The organism is Kribbella sp. VKM Ac-2571, assembly GCF_004362255.1.
GTDB lineage: Bacteria > Actinomycetota > Actinomycetes > Propionibacteriales > Kribbellaceae > Kribbella > Kribbella pratensis.
The window spans coordinates 453,846-479,378 of the sequence record NZ_SNWS01000003.1 but is presented as its reverse complement, the minus strand read 5'-3'; the positions used below and the strand labels follow the sequence as shown (position 1 = coordinate 479,378).

Annotated in this window: 28 protein-coding genes; 17 read left to right on the top strand and 11 right to left on the bottom strand. The window is 68.4% G+C overall.

What is annotated here, in order from left to right; translation table 11 throughout:
* Positions 1-8: 8 nt before the first annotated feature.
* Positions 9-701: a response regulator transcription factor gene (locus tag EV651_RS09710; protein WP_133784226.1), complete on the top strand. Its 693-nt coding sequence runs from the start codon at positions 9-11 to the stop codon at positions 699-701.
* The gene (locus tag EV651_RS09705) at positions 698-2,314 is read left to right on the top strand and encodes a cell wall metabolism sensor histidine kinase WalK (protein WP_202870242.1); all 1,617 of its coding nucleotides are present in this window, start codon (positions 698-700) and stop codon (positions 2,312-2,314) included. Before EV651_RS09710 ends, EV651_RS09705 begins: the two co-directional genes overlap by 4 nt.
* A 15-nt stretch (positions 2,315-2,329) precedes the next feature.
* Here EV651_RS09705 and EV651_RS09700 read toward each other — a convergent pair whose 3' ends face one another.
* Complete coding sequence (locus EV651_RS09700; protein ID WP_133784224.1) at positions 2,330-2,656, bottom strand: MerR family transcriptional regulator; 327 nt, start codon at positions 2,654-2,656, stop codon at positions 2,330-2,332.
* Positions 2,657-3,339: 683 nt separating this feature from the next.
* Between EV651_RS09700 and EV651_RS09695 the strand changes: the two genes are divergently transcribed.
* The 3 genes from EV651_RS09695 (at position 3,340) to EV651_RS09685 (ending at position 6,049) form a co-directional block, all read left to right on the top strand.
* Positions 3,340-4,740 (top strand): S1C family serine protease, encoded by a 1,401-nt coding sequence (locus EV651_RS09695; protein WP_133784222.1) that lies wholly within the window; start codon positions 3,340-3,342, stop codon positions 4,738-4,740.
* A gap of 89 nt (positions 4,741-4,829) precedes the next feature.
* Positions 4,830-5,336 (top strand): DinB family protein, encoded by a 507-nt coding sequence (locus EV651_RS09690; RefSeq protein WP_133784220.1) that lies wholly within the window; start codon positions 4,830-4,832, stop codon positions 5,334-5,336.
* Positions 5,337-5,341: 5 nt separating this feature from the next.
* Positions 5,342-6,049 carry a pirin family protein gene (locus EV651_RS09685; RefSeq protein ID WP_133784218.1) on the top strand — a complete coding sequence of 236 codons (708 nt, stop codon included), beginning with the start codon at positions 5,342-5,344 and terminating at the stop codon, positions 6,047-6,049.
* Here the strand turns inward: EV651_RS09685 and EV651_RS09680 are convergent.
* The 3 genes from EV651_RS09680 to EV651_RS09670 form a co-directional block, all read right to left on the bottom strand.
* Complete coding sequence (locus EV651_RS09680) at positions 6,046-7,569, bottom strand: FAD-dependent monooxygenase (protein ID WP_202870241.1); 1,524 nt, start codon at positions 7,567-7,569, stop codon at positions 6,046-6,048. The two genes, EV651_RS09685 and EV651_RS09680, sit on opposite strands and share 4 nt — an antisense overlap.
* Positions 7,566-8,129 (bottom strand): hypothetical protein, encoded by a 564-nt coding sequence (locus tag EV651_RS09675; RefSeq protein ID WP_202870240.1) that lies wholly within the window; start codon positions 8,127-8,129, stop codon positions 7,566-7,568. The genes EV651_RS09680 and EV651_RS09675 overlap by 4 nt, the downstream gene beginning before the upstream one ends.
* A gap of 92 nt (positions 8,130-8,221) precedes the next feature.
* Positions 8,222-8,551: an L-rhamnose mutarotase gene (locus tag EV651_RS09670; protein WP_133784212.1), complete on the bottom strand. Its 330-nt coding sequence runs from the start codon at positions 8,549-8,551 to the stop codon at positions 8,222-8,224.
* A gap of 230 nt (positions 8,552-8,781) precedes the next feature.
* On the opposite strand from EV651_RS09670, the gene EV651_RS09665 reads away from it, so the two are divergent.
* Positions 8,782-10,683, top strand: coding sequence for a penicillin-binding transpeptidase domain-containing protein (locus tag EV651_RS09665; RefSeq protein ID WP_133784209.1), 1,902 nt, complete (start codon positions 8,782-8,784; stop codon positions 10,681-10,683).
* 264 nt (positions 10,684-10,947) lie between these two features.
* Entirely contained in the window at positions 10,948-11,232 is a 285-nt protein-coding gene (locus EV651_RS09660; protein WP_238156774.1) for a zf-TFIIB domain-containing protein, read from the top strand.
* Here EV651_RS09660 and EV651_RS09655 read toward each other — a convergent pair.
* Positions 11,229-11,639 carry a PaaI family thioesterase gene (locus tag EV651_RS09655; protein ID WP_133784205.1) on the bottom strand — a complete coding sequence of 137 codons (411 nt, stop codon included), beginning with the start codon at positions 11,637-11,639 and terminating at the stop codon, positions 11,229-11,231. The genes EV651_RS09660 and EV651_RS09655 overlap by 4 nt on opposite strands.
* Positions 11,640-11,701: 62 nt before the next feature.
* Between EV651_RS09655 and EV651_RS09650 the strand changes: the two genes are divergently transcribed.
* The 6 genes from EV651_RS09650 to EV651_RS09625 all read left to right on the top strand — a co-directional run bounded on the left by EV651_RS09650 (position 11,702) and on the right by EV651_RS09625 (position 17,714).
* Positions 11,702-12,166 carry an N-acetyltransferase family protein gene (locus EV651_RS09650; protein ID WP_370352372.1) on the top strand — a complete coding sequence of 155 codons (465 nt, stop codon included), beginning with the start codon at positions 11,702-11,704 and terminating at the stop codon, positions 12,164-12,166.
* A gap of 394 nt (positions 12,167-12,560) precedes the next feature.
* The gene (locus EV651_RS09645; RefSeq protein WP_133784201.1) at positions 12,561-13,583 is read left to right on the top strand and encodes an ATP-binding cassette domain-containing protein; all 1,023 of its coding nucleotides are present in this window, start codon (positions 12,561-12,563) and stop codon (positions 13,581-13,583) included.
* On the top strand, positions 13,580-14,428 hold the full coding sequence (locus tag EV651_RS09640; protein ID WP_133784199.1) for an ABC-2 family transporter protein: 849 nt from the start codon (positions 13,580-13,582) through the stop codon (positions 14,426-14,428). The genes EV651_RS09645 and EV651_RS09640 overlap by 4 nt, the downstream gene beginning before the upstream one ends.
* A gap of 115 nt (positions 14,429-14,543) precedes the next feature.
* Positions 14,544-15,365, top strand: coding sequence for an ABC transporter permease (locus EV651_RS09635; protein ID WP_133784196.1), 822 nt, complete (start codon positions 14,544-14,546; stop codon positions 15,363-15,365).
* 18 nt (positions 15,366-15,383) lie between these two features.
* Positions 15,384-16,460 (top strand): DNA polymerase IV, encoded by a 1,077-nt coding sequence (locus EV651_RS09630; RefSeq protein WP_202870239.1) that lies wholly within the window; start codon positions 15,384-15,386, stop codon positions 16,458-16,460.
* Between the two features lie 48 nt (positions 16,461-16,508).
* Positions 16,509-17,714 carry a Fic family protein gene (locus tag EV651_RS09625; RefSeq protein WP_202870238.1) on the top strand — a complete coding sequence of 402 codons (1,206 nt, stop codon included), beginning with the start codon at positions 16,509-16,511 and terminating at the stop codon, positions 17,712-17,714.
* 9 nt (positions 17,715-17,723) lie between these two features.
* Here EV651_RS09625 and EV651_RS09620 read toward each other — a convergent pair whose 3' ends face one another.
* Genes EV651_RS09620 through EV651_RS09610 form a run of 3 tightly spaced genes read right to left on the bottom strand, consistent with a single transcriptional unit; the run spans position 17,724 to position 20,676 of the window.
* Positions 17,724-18,686, bottom strand: a complete 963-nt coding sequence (locus tag EV651_RS09620) for a phosphotransferase family protein (protein WP_238156773.1) — start codon at positions 18,684-18,686, stop codon at positions 17,724-17,726.
* 39 nt (positions 18,687-18,725) lie between these two features.
* Positions 18,726-19,565 (bottom strand): amidohydrolase, encoded by an 840-nt coding sequence (locus EV651_RS09615; protein WP_133784188.1) that lies wholly within the window; start codon positions 19,563-19,565, stop codon positions 18,726-18,728.
* A 19-nt stretch (positions 19,566-19,584) separates the two neighbouring features.
* The gene (locus EV651_RS09610) at positions 19,585-20,676 is read right to left on the bottom strand and encodes a mandelate racemase/muconate lactonizing enzyme family protein (RefSeq protein ID WP_238156772.1); all 1,092 of its coding nucleotides are present in this window, start codon (positions 20,674-20,676) and stop codon (positions 19,585-19,587) included.
* A 149-nt stretch (positions 20,677-20,825) separates the two neighbouring features.
* Here EV651_RS09610 and EV651_RS09605 point away from each other — a divergent pair, with 149 nt between their 5' ends.
* Genes EV651_RS09605 through EV651_RS09590 form a run of 4 tightly spaced genes read left to right on the top strand, consistent with a single transcriptional unit; the run spans position 20,826 to position 23,413 of the window.
* Positions 20,826-21,530 (top strand): GntR family transcriptional regulator, encoded by a 705-nt coding sequence (locus EV651_RS09605; RefSeq protein WP_133784186.1) that lies wholly within the window; start codon positions 20,826-20,828, stop codon positions 21,528-21,530.
* A 10-nt stretch (positions 21,531-21,540) separates the two neighbouring features.
* Complete coding sequence (locus EV651_RS09600) at positions 21,541-22,389, top strand: fumarylacetoacetate hydrolase family protein (RefSeq protein ID WP_133784184.1); 849 nt, start codon at positions 21,541-21,543, stop codon at positions 22,387-22,389.
* A 34-nt stretch (positions 22,390-22,423) separates the two neighbouring features.
* Positions 22,424-23,026 (top strand): class I SAM-dependent methyltransferase, encoded by a 603-nt coding sequence (locus EV651_RS09595; RefSeq protein ID WP_166658551.1) that lies wholly within the window; start codon positions 22,424-22,426, stop codon positions 23,024-23,026.
* 9 nt (positions 23,027-23,035) lie between these two features.
* Positions 23,036-23,413, top strand: a complete 378-nt coding sequence (locus tag EV651_RS09590) for a VOC family protein (RefSeq protein WP_133784180.1) — start codon at positions 23,036-23,038, stop codon at positions 23,411-23,413.
* 5 nt (positions 23,414-23,418) lie between these two features.
* On the opposite strand, the gene EV651_RS09585 is transcribed toward EV651_RS09590, so the two are convergent.
* The 3 genes from EV651_RS09585 to EV651_RS09575 form a co-directional block, all read right to left on the bottom strand.
* Positions 23,419-23,799 (bottom strand): hypothetical protein, encoded by a 381-nt coding sequence (locus EV651_RS09585; protein WP_238156771.1) that lies wholly within the window; start codon positions 23,797-23,799, stop codon positions 23,419-23,421.
* The gene (locus EV651_RS09580) at positions 23,796-25,037 is read right to left on the bottom strand and encodes an alpha/beta hydrolase (RefSeq protein ID WP_133784178.1); all 1,242 of its coding nucleotides are present in this window, start codon (positions 25,035-25,037) and stop codon (positions 23,796-23,798) included. Before EV651_RS09580 ends, EV651_RS09585 begins: the two co-directional genes overlap by 4 nt.
* Before the next feature lie 66 nt (positions 25,038-25,103).
* Positions 25,104-25,490, bottom strand: coding sequence for a hypothetical protein (locus EV651_RS09575; RefSeq protein WP_238156770.1), 387 nt, complete (start codon positions 25,488-25,490; stop codon positions 25,104-25,106).
* Between the last annotated feature and the right edge of the window lie 43 nt (positions 25,491-25,533).

The window sequence follows — 25,533 nt, the reverse complement described above, 5'->3', positions numbered from 1 at the left end:
GGCAGACGATGCGGGTACTGGTGGTGGACGACGACCGGGCGGTCCGGGACTCGCTGCGCCGTTCGCTGGAGTTCAACGACTTCGAGGTGGTGACCGCGTCCGACGGCGCCGAGGCACTCGCGGTGATCGGCAACGTCGAGCCGGACGTCGTGGTGATGGACGTGATGATGCCGCGGCTGGACGGGCTGGAGACCACCAAGGCCTTGCGGGCCGCGGGCAACAATGTGCCGATCCTGGTGCTCACCGCGCGGGACGCGGTCGCGGACCGGGTCGACGGCCTGGACGCCGGCGGCGACGACTACCTGACCAAGCCCTTCGCGCTCGAGGAGCTGCTGGCCCGGCTGCGCGCGCTGCTGCGCCGCAGCAGCACCCCTGGCGACGGCGGCCAACGCGGCGAGGTGCTGCAGTACGCCGACCTCGTGGTCGACGTCGACGCGCACGAGGTGCATCGCGGGGACGTGGCGATCCAGCTCACCCGGACCGAGTTCTCCCTGCTCGAGCTGCTGATCCGCAACCCACGGCGCGTGCTGGAGCGGGCGGTCATCCTGGACGCGGTCTGGGGCTACGACTTCCCCACCACTGCCAACTCGCTCGAGGTCTACGTCGGCTATCTGCGCCGCAAGACCGAGGTCAACGGCCTGCCTCGCCTGATCCACACCGTCCGCGGCATCGGGTACGTGCTGAGGGACACCCCGCCGTGAGTGAGCAACACCCCGAGCAGTTCCCGTCGTACGCCGACCGTCCGCAGCAACCGCAGGAACCGCCGCAACCGCCGACGCAGTCCCGGCCGCCCGTTGCCAGTAGCAACGGCAACCGTGTCGCGGCGACCGCTGCCCGGACCCAGACGTGGTGGAACGAGACGCTCCACAAGCTCACGCTGCATGCCCGCGTGACGTTGCTCGCGGCGGTCGCGGTCGGCCTCGCGGTGGCGATCGTCAGCATCGCGGCGTACGTCACCGTCCGCCAGCAGATGTACCAGAACCTCGACAACAGCCTCACCCAGCGTGCTGCCCAGGCCGCGAAGAAGGGCGTCCTGACCGATCTCACGATCCTGCAGGGCGTGCCGTCGGACGCTCTCGGCCTGAGTGACATCCGTGTCGGCGTGATCAGCGCCGAAGGGCAGCAGTTCGGGCCGCCGAGCAGCCTGCTGCCGCCGATGGGCCAGGACGAACTCCAGGTGGCGCGCGCTCAGGGGGACGAGGTCAGCCTGCGGACCGTCGGCGTACGCAACGTCGGCTCGCATTTCCGCGTGGTCGCCGTCAGCGCGAGCTACTGTCCGCAGGGCCTGAGCCAGGCCTGCCGGGCGGAACCGGAGAACTACCTCCAGCCCGGGGCTCTGGTCGTCGGGCAGTCGTTGGGGCCGATCGATCAGACGCTGCACAACCTCGGCATCGTGCTGTGGGCGTTCGGGCTGATCGGCGTGATCGGGGCGGCGCTCGCGGGTAACGCGGTCGCGCGGTCCGGTCTGCGGCCGTTGGCGCGGCTGACGGGAGCGGCGGAGCACGTCGCGCGGACCGAGGACCTGAAGCCGATCCCGGTGACCGGGACCGACGAGATCTCCCGGCTGGCGATGGCGTTCAACGCGATGCTCGGCGCGCTCGCGCAGTCCCGCGACCGGCAGCGCCGGCTCGTCGGCGACGCGGGCCACGAACTGCGTACGCCGCTGACCAGCGTCCGCACGAACCTGGATCTGCTCGCCCAGGCGGACAAGCGCGGCGGCCTCCGGCCAGAGGACAGGCAGCAACTGCTGGACGACGTACGCGCGCAGATGGACGAGCTGACGCAGCTGATCGGCGACCTGACCGAGCTGGCCCGCGACACCCCGCAGGTGCGGAACGCGGAGCTGATCGAGCTGTCCAACGTGGTCGAGGACGCCGTCATGAAGGTACGGCGTCGCGCGCCCGGACTGGAGTGGCACGTCCAGCTCACGCCGTTCCCGGTCTGGGGTGACGAGCGGCTGCTCGGGCGCGCGGTAACGAACCTGCTCGACAACGCGGCGAAGTACAGCGTTCCTGAAGGTACGGAGCAGCGCAGCGACGGACAGCCCGTCGGCCACGTGACGGTCCGGCTGCTGGACGGCGTACTGACGGTGACCGACTCCGGGCCGGGGATCGCCGAGGCGGATCTGCCGCACGTGTTCGACCGGTTCTACCGCTCCAGCGAGGCGCGTAGCCGTCCTGGATCGGGCCTGGGCCTGGCGATCGTGAAGCACGCCGCGGAGCAGCACGGCGGCATGATCTACGCCCGCAACGTGCCCGGAGCCGGCGCGCAGTTCACCCTGTGGCTGCCCCACGCGGCGACACAGACCCGATAGCGGACGGGGCTCGAGTCAGGCTTCCTCGTCCGGTGCGCTGAGCTCGGCGTTGATCCGCATCGCCTCGGCCAGTTGGTCTTCCAAGATGATGATCCGGCAGGCGGCGTCCAGCGAGGTCCCGTTGTCGACCAACTCGCGAGCGCGGGCGGCCAGCCGGAGCTGGTAGCGGGAATAGCGGCGGTGTCCGCCCTCGGAGCGCTGCGGCGTGATCAGCTTCGCCTCGTCCAGGCTGCGCAGGAATCCAGGCGTGGCACCGAGCAGTTCGGCGGCCCGCCCCATCGTGTAGGCGGGGAAGTCCTCGTCGTCCAGATTGGTCGCTGGTGTTTCAGGGTTTTCCGACATCGTTTGCTCCGCTTGCTGGCCTGGGGTCATCGCACCTCCGTGTCGAGGGCCCCGGTGCCGAAGCACCGGGGCCCTGGGTTTGGATTTTCACCATCTACTGACTCTCGAGTCAGCCTCTACTTCCGCGGTCCGCCTTGCAGGCCGGACGTCGCTGGGATCGCACAATGCGTAACCGAGAACCACCTTCCAATCACGATGGGACTGCGGTACCCGCCCGGCGAAACACAGCCTCAGCGGGCGATCCTGATGATGTAATCCACTCCTCTTCTTCAGTGTTCCGACTTCTTACTGCACCCGGCCGTCTTACAACTGCATGTTGCTGGTACTGCGACTGCGGTTACTGCACTACTTGACTGCGAACTACAGGTACTGCACTACAGGTACTGCACTGAACTACAGGTATTGCACTACGAACTCGTCGGCCGGGTCCTGCTGATACTGCGCGTACTGCTGGGCGGTCGTTGGCCGCCCGCGTCAGCTTCTCTTGTTCTCTCGTGGCAACAGAAGAGACTCTAGCCACTCGATCGGCAGATGTCTACTCTCGCCAGCGCAGTTTTTCGTAAGCAGCGAGTTAAGTGTCGCTCCGGCCGCGCTGCCCTCTTCAGAGGATCTTCATGGAGTTCTTCGGTCACTCCGAGGGGATCTTCAGGGCCTTCTCAGGTCCGGCCGACAAAGTACGTGCCATGACCGAGAACCAGCCGCAGCAGCCGCAGAACCAGCCCGGCCAGAACGCACAGGGACCGCAGGCGCCGGAGCGGACGCAGCAGTTGCCGATGTACGGGCAGCATCAGCAGCAGCACGCGCCGCAAGGTGGGCAGCCGCGGCTGGACTCGGGGCCGCAAGGGCAGCGGCCGGGACAGTACCCCTCAGGTGGGAGTACTTATCCGCAGTTCGGGGCGCCGGGGATGCATCAGGGGACGTCTCCGGGCCCGAACTGGCCCATCGGGCCGCAGCCGGCCACCGCCACCGCGGTGAAGCCGAAGCGCCGAGGCGGACTGGCTGCGGTGGCGCTGACCGCGCTACTGGTCGGCGCCGCGAGCGGTGTCGGCGGCGCAGCCGTCTACTCGGCAACCAATGACCACACCACGAACACCCCGTCTGTGACCTCCCCGCTGAACGGCAGCCAGGCGGCTCCCGTGTCGGCACCGGACGGCTCGGTGCAGAGCGCCGCCGCGAAGGTGCTGCCGAGCGTGGTGAAGATCGCGGTCGCGACCCCGCAAGGCGAAGCGACCGGGTCCGGCATCGTGATCAGCAAGGACGGCCTGATCGTCACCAACAACCACGTGGTCTCCGGGGCCGGTCAGGGCGCGAAGCTCAGCGTGATGCTGAACGACGGCCGCACGGTCAGCGCCACGATCAAGGGCACCGACCCGCTCACGGACCTCGCGGTGATCCACGCCGACGCGACCGACCTGACCCCGGCGACCCTCGGCCAGAGCGGCAAGCTCGCGGTCGGGCAGGGCGTGGTGGCGATCGGCTCGCCGTTCGGCCTGGAGGCGACCGTGACCAGCGGCATCGTCTCGGCGCTGAACCGCCCGGTGACGTCGGGCGACGAGCAGCAGGACAGTACGACAGTCTTCCCAGCAATCCAGACGGACGCCGCGATCAATCCGGGGAACTCCGGCGGCGCCCTCATCGACCTCGCCGGCCAGGTGGTCGGTATCAACAGCGCGATCAAAACCGCCGGCGGATCGGGACAATCCGAAGGCGGGAACATCGGCCTGGGGTTCGCGATCCCGATCGACCAGGCCAAGCCGATCATCGACGAGCTGGTGGCCAAGGGCAAGGCCACGCATGCGCGGCTCGGTGTGACGGTCGGCGACGCGCAGTCCTCCGACGGGCTCACCAGCGGAGCGCGGCTCGGCGAGGTTACGTCCGGCGGTGCGGCGGACAAGGCCGGTCTGCAGTCCGGTGACATCGTCACCGCTGTGGACGGTAAGGCGATCGCGTCAGGGGACGCGTTGGTCGCCGCGGTCCGTTCGCACCGCCCGGGCGATCAGGTGACGCTCACCGTCACCCGCAACGGCAAGCCCCAGTCCGTCAAAGCCACGCTCGGCTCCGACAACGGGAACCCGACGGGCTGACCGGACGTCTCACCAATAGACCGGACTGCGCCGCCCACCGAGCGGCGCAGTCCGTTTTCGTCACCCGGACAGGACCTAAGGTTCCGGGTATGAACCTGCGCGACAAACGACCGCCGATCGTGGCCGACGAGCGAACCCAGTTGGTCGGGTGGCTGGACCTGCAGCGGATGCTGGTACGGCGGAAGCTCGAAGAACTGCGGCCCGAGGACGAACATCGTGCGGTGCTTCCGAAGTCGCCGTTGATGACGCCTGCCGGGCTCGTGTCGCACATGCGGTGGACCGAGCACTGCTGGTTCAACGTGATCTTCCTGGGCGAGCCGGAGGCGACCAACCCACAGTTCCGGAAGGAACCGGAAAGCGCCGACATGCGGGTGGACGGCGTACCCCTGGCGCAGCTGCTGGACGAGTTCGAGGCGCAGTACGCGCAGTCGAACGAGATCACCGCGGCGCACTCGCTCGACGAGATCGGGAAGGACCCGGACTACCAGCCGTCGCTGCGCTGGATCCTCATCCACATGGTCGAGGAGACCGCGCGGCATGTCGGCCACCTGGACGCGATGCGCGAACTGCTCGACGGCGAGACCGGGTATTACTAGAACCTGTGGAGATCCATCGGGCGGACGAGCGGTTCCGGACCGCGAACGAGTGGCTGGACTCGCGGCATTCGTTCTCGTTCGGACCGCATTACGACCCGGCGAACGTCGGGTTCGGGTTCCTGCTCGCTCACAACGACGAGACAGTTGCCCCGGGCACCGGGTTCGGCACGCATCCGCACCAGGACCTGGAGATCGTCACCTGGGTACTGCGGGGCGCACTGGCGCACCGCGATTCGCAGGGAAACAGCGGCGAGGTCCACCCGGGGCTCGCGCAGCGGATGAGTGCGGGGTCGGGTATCCAGCACTCCGAGTGGAACGACGGCCCTGATCCGGTGCACTACGTCCAGATGTGGGTCCGGCCCGATCGCCTCGACCTTTCCCCGTCGTACGAACAGGCCGAACTCGACCTCACCACCGGCGAGCTCGTCCCGGTCGCCTCCGGCCTCGCCAAACATGCCACCACCACGGCCATCCGCTTGAACCAACGGTCCGCAGGACTGTCCGTCGCCCGCCTCACCCCCGGCGCCGCGATCACCCTTCCCGCAGCGCCGTACCTGCATCTCTTCGTGACGGCGGGTACGGCGAACCTCGAGAACGCGGGCGATCTCGGGACCGCGGACGCCGTACGCCTGACCGGCTCGGACGGTGAGCGCGTCACCGCAGGCGCCGCCGGGACCGAACTCCTCATCTGGGAGATGCTCGACAGGACCTAGACAGCGCCGGTCAGGCTGAGCCACCGTGCCAGCTGCGGAGATGCTGCCTCAGTGGTCCGGAGACCGATGTAGCCGTCCGGGCGTACGGCGATCAGGCCATGACCGTCACGATCCAGCAGCCGGTGCACCTGGATCGAATCGTCTGAAACGAGGTGATCGATGGTCGGCGCATCGCGGAGCAGCAGGACATGAGTACCTGGCCGCGCGGTGAGCGTCTGAAGCCGGGTGCGGCCGTCTGCGACGGTGACAGGCAGGTCCGGCAGCCGTTCACCAACTTGGAGCGGGAGCGACTCGGGCATGCCGTCGTCGATCGACAGCCGGCTGTCCGGATACCTGACGCGGAGCTGCGCGAGGATACGGAACCCCGCGGCCGTCAGTTGCCGACAGTGCAGGACGGATGGCACCAACAGCGGAGCGCCCAGCGGGAGCAGGACGGTCCGGACCAGCGATGCCGGCGGATCAAGGCCGGACTCCGCCCAGAAGACGAGGTTGGTCCAGGCGGTTGTGGTACGCGCGACAGGCCGGCGCTCCAGCTCGTACGAGTCGAGCAGCGTCTCCGGATCTGCGGCGTTTGCGGCCCGGGCCAGTTTCCAGCCGAGGTTGATCGCGTCCTGGATGCCGGTGTTCATGCCCTGACCGCCGGCCGGTGAGTGAACATGCGCGGCGTCGCCGGCCAGGAAGACCCTGTTGTTCCGGTAGCGGTCGGCGAGCCGATGGCGCATGGGCACGAGTTCCGACCAGGCGACCCGGCCGACGCGCGTTCCGAGCCCGGCCGCATCGAGCATCTCCTGCACGTCGCTCGGCGAGATCGTGTCGCCGGCAAGCCCACCGCTCACCGCCCGGGTCGCCAGCAATCGCCACGTCGCCTGATCGCCGTGCGGAAACAAGAAGACCAGACCGGAGCGGGTGGTCGCCACATGGGCCGTGTCCGTCCCGACACCACCGTCCAGCTCGATGTCGGCCTGCACGACTTCCCGGTCGTAGTCCCCACCGGTCCACCCGATGTCGACTGCCTGGCGAACCGTGCTGTCGGCGCCGTCGCACCCGACCAGGTAGTCGTAGGCGGCTGTCGTCGAGCCGGCTCCCCGGAGCTGCGCCCGTACGGCGTCCCTCGGTGCGGACGTGAGGCCGGCAAGCTCGACCCCACGCTCGACCGGAACACCGCGGCTCACCAACGCGGCGGCCAGGACCGACTCCGCCCGAGCCTGGGGCAGCAACGTGAGATGGGGGTACGCCGTGTCCGGTACCGCGAGGTCGGCGATCTTCACCCGGACGATACGACCGCGCAGATGGAGCTGCACGGTCGGCGCGCGATCGGCGTACTCGAGCAGCGACTCGACGACACCGAGCGGGCGGAGTACCTCGAGCGTCCGTGCGTGCATCATCATCGCTCGCGAGGGCCGTGCCGCGTCGGGGCGTCGGTCGATCACCCGGACGGCGGCACCTGACGCATGCGCCTGCAGGGCGAGGGCGAGCCCGGTCGGTCCGGCGCCCACCACCAGCACCCGGGGCCTGGTCACCAGGACTCCGTCGGCCGCCACCACTGACCGGGTTCGACCGGCCCTTCGACGGTGCTCGGATCGGTGACCACGTCGTCACGACGGAGGCCGGGAAGCACGTGGTAGCGGATCGAGCTGAGCTCGGAGACCAACGCCAGTGGCCACCACAGAGCCCGCACGTAGGCATCGGCCTGGTCCGGCCCGTCCCAGTCGTAACAGCCGCGATAGACGCCGAACTCGTCGGCGGCGAACCAGAGCTTCGACACGAAGCCCGGGAAGCCGACGAACAACGGCGTGTTCAGCAAGCTCTCGTCCCGGAACAACTTGTGGCCCCGCCCTCTGATCAGCCGCAGCCGGAACTGGACGATCAACACGCACGGATCCAGCGGAGCCGGTCTGTCCAGCCGGGTCTCGCGGTAGACCCACGACGTCGAGCCGTCACCGAACCGCACCCGCATCCCGACGCGATCCCGAGGCAGCCGGATCCGGCGCTGGAACAGTTCTACGCCGGTCCGACCCGCACATTGCCCTAGCCGAGCCAGTGCGGTCGTCAACCGGAGGTGCTCCACTTGTCCGTCCACGGCTACCTCCCCCATTACCGTCGTCCTCGCCGGCCGCGCCGGACAACGTCAAAAGGTCCCGAGACCTGCGGGACCTTCGACTGGGAGGGGAGCTAGTCGGTCTGCTCGCTCATCGTCCAGACGTGGCGCAGGGACTGGCCGGCGACGCCCTCGGGGTTCTCGGCGAAGCCCTCGACGAACTGGCTCATGTGCTGCTGCCAGCGCTGGTCGGTCGGGTCGTTGCGCAGGTACGCGACCGCGGCCTCGAAGTCGTCGGTCACCACCAGGTGGAAGAGGTCGCGGCCGCTGCGCCAGATCGACCAGTCGCTGATCCCGGCGGTGCGCATCACGGTGATCAGCTCCGGCCAGACGCGAGCGTGCTCGAGCTCGTAGGCCTCTTCGGTACCGGGAATCAGGCGGCTGTGCAGAGCAAGGCGGGTCACAAAGGAGCAGAATACGCCTGGCGGCGCACCGCTGGAACGCGGTTCCAGAATCCGGGTACGCCGATTCGCGCAGCGTCTCGCTCCCGATTCACCCACCCTCTGACGCCAACTCCCGAGCGGGTACGCGCGTCGTACTTGGGCGGGTTGAGTAGTTTCGCCCTCGTGGTCAGGTAACCACACGCCGAAGACTGTGCCCGGTGTCCATCCGTCGTCGTGCGAGAGTTGGGATTGTGAAGCGAACCACTGCGATCGTCTGCCTGAGTAGTCTGCTGATCACCGCTGGATGTTCGGACAGCAAGTCCGGCGGCGGCGGAAAGTCCGGGAACGACGAGCAGCAGGCGTCCGGTGCGGTCATCAAGCAGTTCGCCGACGCGTGGGTGAAGGCGTGGGCGCCGAACGGGAAGCCGGACGCGGCCGGGGCGCTGACCGACAACCCGACGGTGTTCGCCAAGCGGCTCGACGACGTCGACACCGCGCTGGTCGCGAGCACCGTGACGGTCACCCCGCAGGGCGATCCGAAGTGCACCGACGGCAACTGCACCCAGGAACTGGCCGTCGAGGCGCAGTTGCGCGGTATCGGCGCGATGAAGTGGACCAGTACGGCGACCGCGGTGAAGACCGGCGACGCGTGGAAAGTGAAGGCGTCGGGCGACACGATCTACCCCGGTCTCGGCGACAGCAACTACCTGAAGCGGGTCCGCACGCTACCGGCCCGGGCCTCGATCCTGGACCGCAACGGCGTCGCCCTGACCGCGAACCGGCCGGTTGTGATCGTCGGCGTCGCCGCGGGCACCAAGGCGACGGCAGCGACGTACGCCGCGTTCACCAGGTACCTCGACGTCGACGGCGCGAAGCTCGCCGCACGGGCGAAGGCGGCCCCGGCCGGGCAGTTCGTGGACGCGATCACGATCCGGGCCGAGGAGTGGGAGGCGCTCCGGCCGACGATGAGCAAGCTGCCCGGCGTGCTGACCATGGGCGGCACGCAGTCGCTGCCGCCGACCTCGACGTTCGCCCGGTCGCTTCTCGGCACCATGAAGACCGCGACCGACGAGACCCTGAAGAACGCGGGCCCGACCGCGTCGGCGCAGGATCAGGTCGGCACGACCGGCCTGCAGTACGCGTTCCAGCAGCAGCTCGCCGGTACGCCGGGCGGCACGGTCGCGCTGCGGGACGGCAAGACCAAGCTGACGATCAAGACCGTCTTCAGCCAGAAGGGCGCCGCCGGCAAGCCGGTGAAGACCACCCTCGACACGAACATGCAGAAGGCCGCCGAGGCAGCGCTGGCGACCAGCAAGCTGCCGGCCTCACTGGTCGCCGTCCAGGCGTCGACGGGACAGATCCTCGCCGCGGCGAACGGGCCGCAGGTGGCCAGCTACAACCGCGCGTTCCAGGGCCGGTACGCGCCGGGCTCGACGTTCAAGATCGTCACCTCGGCGGCGCTCCTGGGCAGCGGGCTGACCGCCGCGACACCGCTGCCGTGCACGAACACGATCAACGTGTTCGGCAAGACGTTCAAGAACTACGACGCGCTGGCGGCGTACGGCAACGGCACGATGCAGCAGGCGTTCAACCAGTCCTGCAACACCGCGTTCATCTCGCAGCACGCGCGGCTGCCGAAGGACGGGATGACGAAGGCCGCGGCGATGTTCGGCATCGGGCGGGACCTCAACCTGTCGATCTCGGCGTACGGCGGCCAGGTGCCGGCGCCCAAGGACGACGTCGAAGAGGCCGCGTCGATGATCGGCCAGGGCACGGTCACCGCGAGCCCGCTGGCGATCGCCCTGGTCGCCGCGACGGTCGACCACGGTACGGCGATGAAGCCGGTGCTCGTACCGGGCAAGGACGCCGCCGGCGCGGCCGCCTCCCCGTTGCCCGCGGCAACTGTCGCGGCGCTGCGGACGTTCATGCGCACCACGGTCACCGGCGGTACGGCGAAGGTGCTGGCCGGCAACGGAGCGGTCGCCACCAAGACGGGTACCGCCGAGGTCGTCGCGAACGGCAAGGTGACCACCAACGCGTGGATGGCCGGCTACCGCGGTGACGTGGCGTTCGCGGTCATCGTGGAAGGCGGCGAGTCCGGCTCGCACACCGCCGGCCCGATCCTGAAGACCTTCCTCAGCACCTTCAAATGAGGACTTCCTGAGAGTTCGCTGAAAGCGCGCCGTCACGGGAAAATCGTCACTTAGGGTTGCCGGATGGAGAGCTTGGTTTGCCCTAGGTCCTGCCTGGTGATCCAGCGCCGTAGCGAGGAGGTGCTCGGTGCGGTGGCTCGGCGTGCGGGGGCGAAGGTCTCGATGCGGAGCATCGTGGCCTTTGCACCCGTGCGGCGAGGTGCCGTGCCGAGTGCCCCGCAGTAGGCGATGGATCACCAGGCAGGACCTAAGTGCCGCGGCGCGATGCGGACGTACGAGCGCAGCGGGATCACCGTCGACCAGTGCGGTGACTGCCGCGGCATCTTCCTCGACCGGGGTGAGCTGGAGCGGCTCGTCGACGCCGAGGCGCGGTTCAACACACCGCAGCAGTCGCAGCAGCCTCGGTACGAGGAGAAGAAGCGGTACGACGACGACCGGCGCTACGACAACGACCGGCGCGACAACGACCGGCGGTATGACCCGCGGTACGGGAACCAGTACCCGCACAAGAAGAAAAAGAAGTCGTTCCTGGAAGAGCTCTTCGACTAGCGGGCGATGATCGTGCCTTGGGCGATCGCGCACAGGGTCGACGTACCGGCGTCGTCGAGCGTTGTGAGTTCGCAGGTGCATGTCGCCTGTCGCCTGCTCGAATACGCGACCTTCGCCTCGGCACGGAGCAGCACGCCCCGGGCCGGGCGGAGGTAACTGATCGTGAAGCCACCGGTCAGCACCTCGGAGCCGAGCGCCGTACCGCCGGCGAAGGTGAGGGCGTTGTCGGCCGCGTAGCTGAGTACGCCGCCGTGCAGGAAACCGTTCTGCTGCAGGAGATCCGGCCGGATGTCGAGCTCGAGTGTCGCGCCGCCGTCCCCGAACGCGGTCACCCGGGCACCGACCAGCACACTGAACGGCTGCGCCGCCAACAACTTCTGAGCCACCTCTAACGTCAAGTCCACCACCCGCCGCACGATATGCCAGGCGATGCCGGACACCGGGTGCGGGCGGGTTTATGGTCATGGTCGTGACGACGCCAGCGGTGATCCTCCGCCCGATAACCGACAGCGAGTACCCGAGCTGGATGGAGCGCGCCGCCGCCTCGTTCGCGGCCGGAGTCGGGCCGGCCCGCGGGCTGACGCCGGACGAAGCACTCGCGCTCGCCTACGAGCAGACCGAGCAGCTGCTGCCCGAGGGACCGGCTACCGACCGGCAACTGATCTGGATCGCGGTCGTGGACGACGAGCCGGTCGGCAGCCTCTGGATCAGCACCAAGTCGAAGGTGCCGTTCATCTACGGCATCGAGGTGGACCATGCGCACCGCGGCAAAGGCTACGGCCGGGCGATCATGCTGGCCGGCGAGGAGGAGTGCCGGCGGCTCGGCCACACCCAGCTGGACCTGAACGTCTTCGGCGACAACACCACCGCGATCTCCCTGTACGACTCGCTCGGCTACACGGTCATCTCGCAGCAGATGCGCAAGGACCTCTGAAGGCCGACGGTGTGCAAGGTCGACAGGACGTGTCGGGTGGCTGGGTAGTGCACCTGAGCGTGATTCGGGTCGGTGCGTACAGCGTCTCGCGGTGCACTACCTGTTGAGCTGCCGGTCGTGCGCCCGCAAAGTCGCTGGACGACGCTTTCCGGGACGTTTTACGGTGGTGGTGGCAGCCGCACGTCGGAAGGACCCACAGGGAGCGATGTCGACACGCCGTCGAGACAAGGGTTGATATCCGTTCAACCCCCGCGGTCGGACCGGACCGCGTAGCCGGGACGGACCACACAGGGTCCGCCTGGCCGATCTCACCTGGCGTGAGCGGCCTGCGCTCTGCGCGTTTGCGCGTGGACGCTGCCCGGTCCTGACACTCTCTCGAAAGCGGTGCTTTCACGTGACGCCTGTTCACGACCTGTCGCCGGTCATCGCGGCACAAGATCTGACCAAGACCTACACCTTCCACCAGCAGCGCGCCGGACTCGGCGGCGCACTGAAGAGCCTGGTGAAACGCAAGTACGAGACCCGGCTCGCCGTCGACCGGGTCACCTTCTCCATCGGCCGTGGCGAGGTCGTCGGACTGCTCGGCCCGAACGGCGCCGGCAAGACGACCACGCTGAAGATGCTGTCCGGCCTGCTCTACACCACGTCCGGCGACCTGCAGGTGCTCGACCACACGCCGTCGGACCGCAAGCACGACTACCTGCGCCGGATCGCGCTCGTCATGGGCCAGAAGACCATGCTGTGGTGGGACGTTCCGGCGATGGAGAGTCTGCTGCTGCACAAGGACATGTACGGCCTGTCCACCGCGGAGTTCGACCGGAACGTCGCCGAACTCGCCGAGCTGCTCGAGGTCGAGCACCTGCTGAACGTGCAGGTCCGCAAGACCTCGCTCGGTGAACGCATGAAGCTCGAGCTGATGGCGGCCCTGGTCCACGGCCCGGAAATCCTGTTCCTGGACGAGCCGACGATCGGTCTCGACGTCGTCGCGAAGGCCCGGGTCCGGTCGTTCCTCGCCGATGTCAACCGGCTCCGCGGTACGACCATCCTGATCACCAGCCACGACATGGACGACATCGCGGCGCTCTGCTCGCGGGTGATGATCATCGACCACGGCCGGCTGCAGTTCGACGGCGGTCTGGACGACCTCGTCCGTACGGCGCAACCACGCAAGCTCGTGCGCGCGACGTACGCGAGTCCGGTCGCGGCCGACCGGCTGGTCGGGCTGGACGGCGTGAGCGCGGTCGAGGTGTCCGGGCCGACGGTGAAGCTCGAGGCGGATCGGGAGCGCGCCGGATCCGTGATGGAGCAGCTGACGCGGCTGGGCCCGCTGGTCGACCTCGACGTCGCGGACGCAGACATCGAGGACATCATGCGCGACCTGTTCCTGCGCCGCAGCACCCTCGGAGACGCGTCATGACTGTATCGATGCCACGCCTCCGGCGCGGCGGGTCATGGGGCTTGACGCGCAACCTCCGCGTCGTACGGCGGATGACGGCGGCCGATATCGCGCAGCAGTCGGTGTACCGCGGGGCGTGGATCATCTTCATGCTGGCGAACATCTGTATGCCGATCATCTCGTTGCTGATCTGGCGGACGGCGCTCGCGAGCGGGGCCCGGTTGCCGGTCGACGAGCGCTACATCACGACGTACTTCGTGCTGCTCGGAGTCGTCACGATGGCGACCTCGTCCTGGATGGCCGGGTTCCTCGCCCAGGACATCCGGATGGGCAAGCTGTCCAGCTGGATGATCCGGCCGGCGTCGTTGCTGACCGGGTTCGTCGCGAACAACCTGTCGGAGAAGTTCCTGAAGCTGTTCGCGCTGGTTCCGATGATCGGCATCGTGTGGTGGATCTTCCGCGACTCGATGAACATCCCGGCCGGCCCGGGCCGCTGGGCGCTGTTCGCGATCAGCATCCTGCTCGGGGCGATGCTGGTGTTCATCATCGACATCCTGATCGCGTCGCTCGCGTTCTGGATGGACGACGTGAGCGCACTCGTCCAGGCCCGCGTGATCATCGCGAGCGTGCTGTCCGGTGCCGTCGTACCGCTGGCGCTGATGCCGGAGTGGTCGCGGGGGTTCGTCGACCACCAGCCGTTCCGCTACACGGTGTCCTTCCCGGTCGAGATCGTCGCGGGTCAGCTGACCGGCCGCGAACTCCTTGCAGGGCTGGGATTCCAGCTCGGGTACGTCGTGGTGTTCGCGGCGATCGCCCGACTCGTGTGGTCCGCGGGGATCCGCGCGTACTCGGCGGTGGGCGCATGAGCTGTATTGAATGCGCGCCTCCGGCGCGCGGGTCATGGGGCTGTGACTTCCGGTCTTCCCTCGTCGCTATGGTCGCTTCGCTCCCGCCGCTCCTCAGTCCAGACCGGGAGGCCCCATGAGCACGCACGATCGGACCTGGTGGCACAAGCAGTGGCGGCATCTGCGGTTGTGGCGGCGGTTCTTCGCGCAGGCAGTGGTTCGGGAAACTCATTTCCGTGCGCATTTCCTGACCACGCTGCTCGTCGGGCTCGTCCAGCTCGGGCTGGGGATCGTGCCGACGTTGCTGCTGTTCGGGTTCACGTCCGAGGTGGGCGGGTGGTCGCGTGCGGAGGTGATCGCGCTGGTCGGTGTGTTCCAGATCGTCACCGGGCTGATGGCGACGTTCGTGGCGCCGAACCTGAACCGGATGACGACGTATCTGACCGAGGGTGAGCTGGACGGCGTCCTGCTGCGGCCGGTGTCGAGCCAGTTCTACCTGACGCTGCGATGGATCAACGTCGCGGAGCTCACGAACGTCGCCAGCGGCGTCGCCGTACTGGTGATCGGGCTGGTGCAGGCCGACCTCGCCCCTGGAGCGGGCCAGGTTGTGCAGGCCGTCGTACTCGTCGGCTCCGGGTTGGTGCTGCTCACCGCTGTGTGGTCGGCGATGTCGTTCCTGGCGTTCTGGCTGCAGTCGGTGAACCCGATCGGGTTCGTGTTCCTGAGCCTGATGGAGGCCGGGCGGTACCCGCTGGTGTTCTTCCCGGTCGCGGTGCGGACGTTCCTGACGTTCGCGTTCCCGGTCGCGTTCGCGACGACGTTTCCGGTGCGCGCGCTGGCGGGCGATCTCGGCTGGGGAACAGTGGCCGTCGGCGTCGGGTTCGCGGTGGTGGCGATGCTGCTGGTGCGGTTGCTGTGGCGGCGCGGGCTGCTGACGTACTCCAGCGCGTCCAGCTGATGTGGTTACCTGTCAGCTATGAGCTGGTGGCTCCTGCACGTGGACATGGATCAGTTCATCGCTGCCGTCGAGATCCGGCGGCGGCCTGAGCTCCGTGGGCTGCCTGTCGTGGTGGGCGGGTCCGGCGACCCGACCCAACCACGGCAGGTGGTCGCCACCGCGTCGTACGAGGCACGGGAGTACGGCGTGCATTCCGGGATGCCGGTGCGGGCGGCGTACAAGAAATGCCCGGACGCCGTTTTCCTTCCGACGGATCCGGCGGCGTACGACGCGGCGTCGGCCGAGGTGATGGACACGCTGCGGTCTTTCCCGGTCGTCGTCGAGGTCTGGGGCTGGGACGAGTGCTTCGTCGGCGCGGAGGCCGACGACCCGGAATCGCTCGCTTTCAAGCTGCGGACTGCCGTCGCCGATCGGACCGGGCTGACCTGCGCGGTCGGCATCGGCGACAACAAGACCCGCGCCAAACTCGCGACTGGATTCGCCAAGGAGAAACGCTCGCACGCCGAACCGTTCGAGGGCGCCGGCCCGGCCACCGGGGTCTACCGCCTCACCGCGGCCAACTGGCGCGAGGTGATGGACCACCGTCCCGTCCGCGACCTCTGGGGCATCGGCCCCCGGATGGAACGCAACCTCGGCGAGCTCGGGGTGCAGACGGTCGCCGAGCTCGCCGCGGCCGACCTGGACGTACTCAAGAAACGCTTCGGACCCAAGATGGGCACCTGGTACGCCGCTCTGGGTCGCGGCCTCGGCGACACCGAGGTCACCGACGTGCCCCGCGAACCGGTCTCCCGCAGCCACGAGGAAACCTTCCCAGCAGACCTCGCTGACCGCCCGGCCGTGGAACGCGAACTCCGCCGCATCGCCCTCGAGGTCACCCGCGAGGTCGTAGCCGAAGGCCGCACCATCCAACGCGTCTCGGTCAAGGTCCGCTTCATCAACTTCTACACCCCCATCAAGAGCCGCAAACTCAAAACCCCCACCCAAGACCCCGAGCTGATAGCCACCACAGCCCTCTCCCTCCTCGAAAAGTTCCCCCTCACCCGCCCCATCCGCCTCCTGGGCGTCCGCGTCGAGTTCGTCCCACCGACGCCCTGAACGAGCCGCTATATAACTTTATTCTAGTAAAGTTATATAATGGCCGGTGTGAACCAACCCGGAGATCTTCAGCTTGCGGTCGGGTGGGAGCCGTCCGAATGGGACGCGGGCGACATCCCGATGTCTCGTCGTGAGCGGGCGGAGTCGACGGGGTCCTATCTGGCGTCCGTCCCGCCTGCGATCTCGGACCTGGATTTCGACATCCCTTCGGAGGTTGCCGCCGGTGCGGAGGACGCGCTGGTCGAGATCTCCCGCTTCGACGCCGAGCTCGCCGCGTCGCTCCCGCGAGCCGATGGCGAGCTCGCGCCGCTCGCCGTCGTCCTGCTGCGCACCGAGTCGGCGTCCTCCTCGCAGATCGAAGGTGTCACCGCAGGAGCGAAAGCGCTGGCCATCGCCACCCTGAACGAGTCCTCGGGTCAGAACGCCCGGATGGTCGCTGCCAACGTCGAGGCCATGCAGAAGGCGATCGATCTGGCCGATGACCTCAGCACCGACTCGATCCTCGCCGCTCACCGGGCACTGATGCACGACCAGGCCTATGCCCATCCCGGGCGGCTACGAGACGGTCAGGTCTGGATCGGGGGCGGGCCGACCCCACACACTGCGACGTTCGTCCCGCCCCGGCACGAGCGGGTGCCGGCGTTGATGGACGACCTGGTCGCGTTCTGCCGGCGGACCGACCTCCCGGTCCTCACCCAGGTCTCGATCGCACATGCCCAGTTCGAGACGATCCATCCGTTCAACGACGGGAACGGCCGCACCGGCCGGACTCTCGTCCACGCGATGCTGCGCCGGTCCGGCGTGACCAGGCGGCTGACCGTCCCGGTCTCAGCCGGCCTGCTCACCGACACCGATGCGTACTTCGCGGCGCTCGGCTCGTACCGAGACGGCGACCCCGTCCCGATCATCACGCAGTTCAGCCGAGCGTCGTTCGCTGCCGTCGGCAACGGCCGCCGGCTGGTCAGCGACCTCACCGAAATCTACGCCGACTGGCAGCAAGTCCTCCCGTCACGGAAGGGCTCGGCTGCCCGTCGCCTCCTGCCGCACCTGCTCAGCCAACCGGCCGTCACAATCGCGCACGTCCAGCAGCATCTGGACGTGTCACAGCCGGCCGCGCAGCGCGCCGTCGATCAGCTTGTGGAAGCAGAGATTCTGAAGCAGATCTCGACGGGGAAGCGCGACCGGGCATGGATCGCACGCGAGGTGATCACCGTGCTGGACGAGTTCGCAGCGCGCTCCGGGCGCCGCGGCTGATCTCGCCGCTCAGCTGAGTTGGGTGAGGATCTTGGCCATCGTGGTGTAGCTTTCGCGGACGGCTTTGGGGTTGTTGAGGCGGTGGCGTTCGAGGCGGAGTGCGGCTAGGTGGCGGGCTTCGTAGAGATTTGCTCTCCAGAGGGCGGCGGGGGTTCGGTTCAAGGCGCCGTACGAGTCCCAGAAGGACTCCCGTTCGTCGTGTTTCGCCTGGGCCATGCGGATGGTCCAGTCCGCGGCGGGGTCGCCGAACTCGGTTCGGTCGAAGTCGAGTACGCCCGAGATCAGCGGCTCGGGCGCGTTCGCGTCGAGGAGGCAGTTCACCGTCCACAGGTCGCCCGTCAGCAACCGTGGCTCCTGTACTTCGTCCAGCGTCGTGCGGCCCTGCGCAGCCAGCTCAGCGGCCTGTCGTACGTCGGTGCCGTCGAGACCCGCTTGCTCCAGGTCGTCGGCGATCTGCGTGAAGGATGCGATCACCACCTCACTCCAGGACGCGTACGACGGGCCGGCCACGCGACCGAAGTGCGGTCCGCGTACGTCGTGCACGGTCCGGGTGATCGCGCCGAGTTGGCGGAAGAACGTCGTACGGCCGGACCGTGGATAGCGGCCGAGCTGCTCCGGCGCCGGAACTCCCGCCAGGCAGGTCTGGATCATCCAGTCCCGGGCGACGATGTCGTGCGACCAGTCGACGGCCAGCACCTGCGGCATCAACGGCGCGATCGCCGCGAGCCAAGGAACGCTCGCGTATTCGTTCCGCATCAGGTGCAGCTCGGACCCGAACTGCGACGCTTCCGGCGGTGCCACCCGCAGGATCACCGGGTCGTTCCTCCCGGCCAGGTCCACCCGGTAGACGCTGTTGTAGCCGCCGTACCCCAGCCCCACAGCCCTCACCGCACGAGAACCGAACGCCCGCCGGCAGATCGCCTCGATCTCCCCCGCCGTCAGCCCGCGCTGGAACGCCCCCGCTCCCCGCACAACACCTTGTAGCTCCACCTTCCGAATAGCAGCTGACCGCTACAGGTTGTAGGTGCGGGTGGCGGTGGTGGTGAAGATTGCTTCTTGTTCGGTAGGTGACAAGTTGGCGGTGAGGGTTTCGGCGGTTTCTACTACTTCGGCGTACGACGCGGCGAGGAGGCAGACGGGCCAGTCGGAGCCGAACATGACTCGGTCGGGGCCGAAGGCGTTCAGGACGACGTCGGCGTACGGCTGGAGATCGGCGGGTTTCCAGGTGGTCCAGGGGGCTTCGGTGACCATGCCGGACAGTTTGCAGGTGACGTTGGGGAGGGCGGCGAGCTCGCGGAGTTGGGTCGCCCACGGTTCGAGGGGCTCGCCGATGGCCGGCTTCGAGATGTGGTCGACGACGAAGGTGAGCTGCGGGAGGTTGCGGGCGGTCTGGATCGCTGCCGGGAGATGCGGTGTCTTGGTGAGCAGGTCGTACACCAGGCCGGCGTCGGCGACGGCGGACAGCCCGCGCTGAACGTCGGGGCGCAGGAGCCAGTCGACGTCCGGCTCGTCGTGGACCTGGTGCCGGATGCCCTTCAAGTACGAGCCGTCCGGGCGCGCGGTCAACCCGTCCAGAGCGGTGGCGACGTCATCGGCCGTGAGGTCGACCCACCCGACCACGCCCGCGACCAGGTCGTTGCCAGCAGCAACCTCCAGGAACTCGACGGTCTCCTCGACCACGCCAACGGTCTGCACCAGGACCGTGGAGGTGACGTCGGCGGCCGCGGCCAACGGCGCGAGGTCGTCGATCGAGAAGGTCCGCCGGATGGAGTCCAGCTTCGGGCCCACCATCCAGGACTGTTCCCGGACACTCAGATCCCAGATGTGGTGATGGGCGTCGACTCTGCTCATGCTGGTGTGGTCCCTTCACTCAGGCAACGCGCCGGTCGTCGATGGCATCAGCATTCCAGTCGATCCCCAGACCGGGTACGTCGGGCGCGACCGCGTGTCCGTCGACCACGGCCATCTCGGACCGGGTGATCGCCCGCAACTGTGGGATGTGCTCGACGTACCGCCCACTGGGTACGGCGGCCGTGAGGCTGACATGCAGTTCCATCAGGAAATGCGGGCACACCTCGAGGTTGAACGTCTCGGCCAGATGCGCCACCTTCAGCCACGGCGTGATCCCGCCGACCCGCGCCACGTCCACCTGGACGATCCCGGCCCCGCCTGCGGCGACGTACTCCCGGAACTGCGAGACGGAGTACAGCGACTCCCCCACGGCGATCGGGATCGACGTGGACGCCGCCAGGTGCACGTGCCCCGTGAGGTCGTCGGCCGGCAACGGCTCCTCGAACCAGGACAGGTCCACCGCCTCGAATGCGGCAGCACGTCGGCGAGCCTCGGGGTAGGTCATCGACTGGTTGGCGTCGACCATGATGTCCAGCCCGGGTCCGACCGCGTCTCGAACCGCCTGCAGCCGCTCCAGGTCCTCGTGCGCCCGCGGCTTCCCGACCTTGAGCTTCACACCCGGCCAGCCGGCCTTCTGTGACGCCAGCGCTCCGGCGACCAGCTCATCCGTTGACAGGTGCAACCAGCCGCCTTCGGTGTCGTACAACGGCACCCGTTGCCGGTAGCCACCGGCCAGCCGCCACAGCGGCTCACCGGCGCGCAGGCACCGCAGATCCCACAGAGCGGTGTCAACGGCCGCCAGAGCGAGGGAAGTGATCGCACCGACAGTGGTGGCATGCGTCGACCAGAACAGGTCGGACCAGATCGCCTCCACGTTGCGGGCGTCCGCACCGACGATTCGCGGCAGCAGGTGGTCCCGCAGCAATGCGAGCACGGCTGTGCCACCGGTGCCGATCGTGTACGAGTACCCGAGTCCGGTCAGCCCGTCGGATGTCGACAAGGAGACGAAGATCGTCTCCTGCTTCAGGAAGGCCTGGACGGCGTCGGTGCGGACCGTCTCGACCTCCAGGTCGACCAGGTACGCCTCGGCCCGGACGATCGCAGAGCTCACCGATTTCCTCCAAGATCCTATAGGATATTGCGTACCTGATGCTCCCGCTTCACACTGGACCCGTCAAGACGGACTGCGAGTCGGGCAGAATGAGCCCGGCGTTGGAGTAACACAGCGGGCGGAGCACAGTGCGGGAGGAGCGGGCGACAGTGACGGATGCGCACGTGGGCCTGGCGGGGCAGCTCGCCCGCCTGCCGCAGCGACAGGTGCTGAGTGACGACGTCTACGAGACGGTCAAGGGCCTGATCATGGACAGCGTGGTGGAGCCGGGCACCCGGTTGAACATCGACGCGCTGACCCGTGAGCTGGGCATTTCCCAGACCCCGATCCGGGAGTCGCTGGCCCGGCTGGAGTCCGACGGCCTGGTGATCAAGGAGCCGTTGCGCGGGTACCGGGTGTCGTCCCGGCTGACCCGCGAGGAGTTCGACGACCTCTTCGAGTACCGCCTGCACATCGAGCCGTGGGCGGCCGGGCGCGCCGCCGAGCGGGCGGGCGCCGAGGACCTGGCCCGACTCAAGGCCGAGATGCTCAGCTACACCGACGTACCGGATCGTCCGTCGTACGAGAGCTATCGGGCGATGGCCGCGCACGACCAGCGGTTCCACGACCTGGTGCTGGAGCTGGCCGGCAACGAGACCGCGCGGCTGTCCTTCCAGCGGACACACTGCCACCTGCACCTGTTCCGGCTGTACTACGGTGGCGGCATCGCGACGAAGGCGTTGCGAGAGCACAAGGCAGTGGTGACCGCCGTCCGGAAGGGCAATCCGGAGGAGGCGGCCGCGGCGATGCGGTCGCACATCGAGGCCTCCCGCGCCCGGCTGCGGCCCATGTTCGACAAGAGCGATCCGTCCTAGGGAGATATCTGTGGAACTGCTGCGCCTCGGCGCGGTGCGCGAGGAGCGCCCGTACGTGCGGGCCGCCGACGGCACCGTTCACGACCTGAGCCCGCTCACCGCCGATATCGACGGGGCCTTCCTCGCCGCCGACGGCATCGCCCGGACCCGTGCCGCGCTCGAAGCCGGCGAGCTGCCGGTCGCCGACACCGAGGGCCTGCGCGTCGGCGCGCCGATCGCCCGGCCGGGCGCCGTGGTCTGCATCGGCCAGAACTACGCGGCGCACGCCGCCGAGTCGGGCGCCGAGCCGCCGAAGCAGCCGATCGTCTTCTTCAAGCACCCGAACACCGTCGTCGGCGCGTACGACGAGGTCCTGGTGCCGCGCGGCTCCGCGAAGACCGACTGGGAGGTCGAGCTCGCGGTCGTCATCGGCAAGCAGGCACGGTACGTCGAGACCGACGCGGAGGCGCTCGCCTGCGTCGCCGGGTACGCCGTCTCGAACGACGTGTCCGAGCGCGCGTTCCAGATCGAGGTCTCCGGCGGCCAGTGGTCGAAGGGGAAGTGCTGCGAGACGTTCAACCCGCTCGGGCCTTCGCTGGTTCCGGCGGACGAGGTCGACCCGACGAACCTGAACCTGCGCTCGTGGGTGAACGGCGAGCCGCGGCAGGACTCGAACACGCAGGACATGATCTTCTCGGTGGCGGCGCTGATCCGCGACCTCTCGCAGTACATGGTGCTGAGCCCCGGCGACATCGTGAACACCGGCACGCCGGAGGGTGTAGCGCTGTCCGGCCGGTTCCCGTACCTGTCGCCCGGCGACACGATGGAGCTGGAGATCGAGGGGCTCGGCCGCCAGAAGCAGTCACTCGGCAAAGCATAAGAAACTGTCCCCGGCCGGCTCTAGGGTCGGCCGGGTGACCGACTATCTCGCCGATATCAGCACCTCGTACGACACCGTCGCGCCGTCGTACGCCGAACTCGTCGTGACCGGCGCCGACTGGGAGGACGAAGCCTTCGACCTCCTCACCGAGCTCCTGCCCGGCGACTCCAGGGCCGTGCTGGATGTGGGGTGCGGGCCGGGGCGGACGACCGGTCTGCTGGCTGCGCGTGAGCTGCGGCTCGTCGGGATCGACCTCTCACCCGGGATGATCGAGGTCGCCCGTCGCGACCATCCCGAGCTCGACTTCCGCGTCGGCTCGATGACGGCGCTCGGCGTACCGGACGACGCGGTCGCCGGCGTCGTGTCGTGGTGGTCGATCATCCACCTTCCCCGCGACGTCGTTCCGCAGGCGTTCGCCGAGTTCCACCGTGTGCTCGTCCCCGGCGGCGTGCTGCTGATGGGTTTCCACGTCGGCGAGGAATCGACCCACAAGACCTCCGGGTACGGCGGCCATCCGATGAACATCTACGTGCACCGCTGGATCGGGCCCGCCCTCACCGAGATCGCGGTCGCCGCGGGCTTCACGCCGTACCTGGACCCGGAAATTCCCGAGGACCGATTGTTCTTCCGGAAGTAGCCTCTGCGCATGACTTCTCGCGTGCGTACGGTGACGTTCGATGCCCACAACCCCTATGAGATCGCCGGTTTCTGGCTGCAGGTCCTGAAGGCCGAGCGTCCCGACGACGACCACCCAGGCGACCCGTACGCCGCGGTCCCGGCCGACGGCCTCACCGTGCTCTTCGAACAGAACAACGACGAGAAGGTCGTGAAGAACCGCGGGCACCTGGACCTCGAACCCGACGGCCCCCGCGACGAGGAAGTCGCCTGGCTCCTCACTCTCGGCGCGACCATCGCCCACGACCACCGCAACCCGGACGGCACCGGCTGGGTCACCATGCAGGACCCCGAGGGCAACGAATTCTGCGTCCTCCGCAGCGCATCCGAACGAGCCGCGACCAGCTGACAGGGCTACTCCGGGATCGCGGGGGTTTCGCCGGAGAGGGTGAGGCGCCATTCGTTGTCCCAGGCGTGGACGGTGACCTGGAAGCCGTCGCGTTCGGCGCTGGCTCGGTGGTGGCCGCTCTCGACGGGCGCGACGGTGGTTCGCCAGCCGCGGCTGGTCAGGGCCGCGACAGCGGCGGCGAGTTCGCCTGCCGGGTCGGTGACGGACGGGTCGCCGTTCTCGACGGTGATCGAGCAGATCGTGTCCGGACCGCTCCCGTCGGACAGTACGGCGGGGTTCACCGGGCCCACGTCGTGGGTGACCACGCCTTCGTAGCCGGGTACGGCGGCTGCCGCGACCGCGAGCAGCTCCGCGCGGAGGAGGTCGCGAGCCTCGGTCAACGTCATCGTTCGGGTCCTTCCTGTGTGCGTGCGCGCCGGGCGCCTTCGAGGACGGTCTTCCTCGACGGCGTCGAGGCAACCGTACGCAGCGCCGCGAGTCCGTCGAACGCCTTGGAGATCGGTACCGCCGCCTTCGACTGGCCGAGCGTACGCAACGGCCCGGACCACGACGTGCCGAGCAGGCGGGTCTCCTCCTCGGGTGTGGTGCGGGCGGCCAGCGTCACCGCGTCCAGATCACCACGGACGATCCGGCCGACGTTGGTCATCGACTCACTGTTCTTGTCGAAGTAGCTCACGTGCCCGGTGATCTGGACCTGCGGGTTGTCGGTCTCGATCCGTACGACATCGGGAAACGAGGCGGGATCCGGCCCGTGCTGTTCGGCGTACGACACGTAGTCCCCGCGCGACCGCGCCACCGCGAAGAGCTCGGTGCCAGGAGGTGTCATCTGCGCCGCAGAGGTGATGCCCGGGTCGACACCGGGACTGCCGGTCAACAGGTACCGGTGAGCGCGAGCTCCTTCGAGCATCGCCCGCCCGACGACCTGGGCACCGTAGCTGTTCCCGATCAGCGTGACCTTGGCGTCCGGCGCGCTGACCACCGCGAGCCCTTCCTGGAACCGGCACAGCAACGGCGCAGCCGCACGGGAACTCTCGGTGGACCTTCCCTCGGTCAACCCGAGAGGCGCGTGATATCCGAGCCACACCACCATCGCCGTACCCGGCCCAGCTTCCTCACCGATCTCCTTCGTCCGCACCGACTGAGAACGCACGCGTTCCAGGTCGTTGTTCATCCCCGGCACCAGTACGGCGATGTTGCGAGCTTTCCTCAGATCGCCCTGGACCTCGATCATCCGGCCCTGTCCCTCGGGATCGACGAGAAGGAACTGCCGAGGTACGTCGACCGCGACACGGTTCCCGTCCGCGTCGACGTCGAGGCGTTTGCCGGCCGGCTGCAGCATCGCGGTGAGCGTCGCCAGCCGCCGGCGCTGCGCAAGCGTCGCGTCCCGGCTCTCGACCAGCGCGTGCAGTCGCTGGTGCGCGGCCACCAGGATCAGGTGGTTCGCGCGATACCGGAGCTCCGGCGGCGCACCTTCCAGCGGTCCGACCTGCTCAGGCCGGCTCTCCGCCAGCGCCCTCGCCGTCTCGGCGGGCAGCGACCCGAAGAACGCGTCCACCTCCGCGACCGCCCGGTCGTGCGGCAGGTCCCGCACCCGCAGGATCAGCGCATCGAGGTCCTCGGACATCGCTCACCTCACGAGACACTGGGACAAACGCTTGCCGGTGCATCGTAGGCGACGGTGAAGGTCCTCCTAGAGATCGTCGACGTACGGCGTCTGGCCGGTGAGGGTCAGGCGCCAGTCGGTGGTCTTGGCGGTGACGGTGAGGTCGTAGCCCTGGCGGCGGGCGGTCAGTTCGTGGCGGCCCTCGGTGGGCTCGGAGATGGTGACCTTCCAGCCGCGGGACTCGAGGGTCTCGGCGGCGAAGCCGATCTGTGCCTCGGGGTCGGGCGTCGTGGTGGGGTCGCCGGTCTCGACGGTGATGGTGCAGACCGACTCCGGACCGCTCTCGTCGGACAGGGCGCCCTGGTCGACAGGACCGACGTCCTGGGTCACCGCCGGTGTCTGGTCGGGCACGACGGTCGCCGCCACCGCGAGGAGTTCCGAGCGGAGGTGGTTGCGGGCTTCGGTCAAGGTCACGCTTCCGTGATACACCGTGCAGCCAAGCCCCGCGAGGACACGC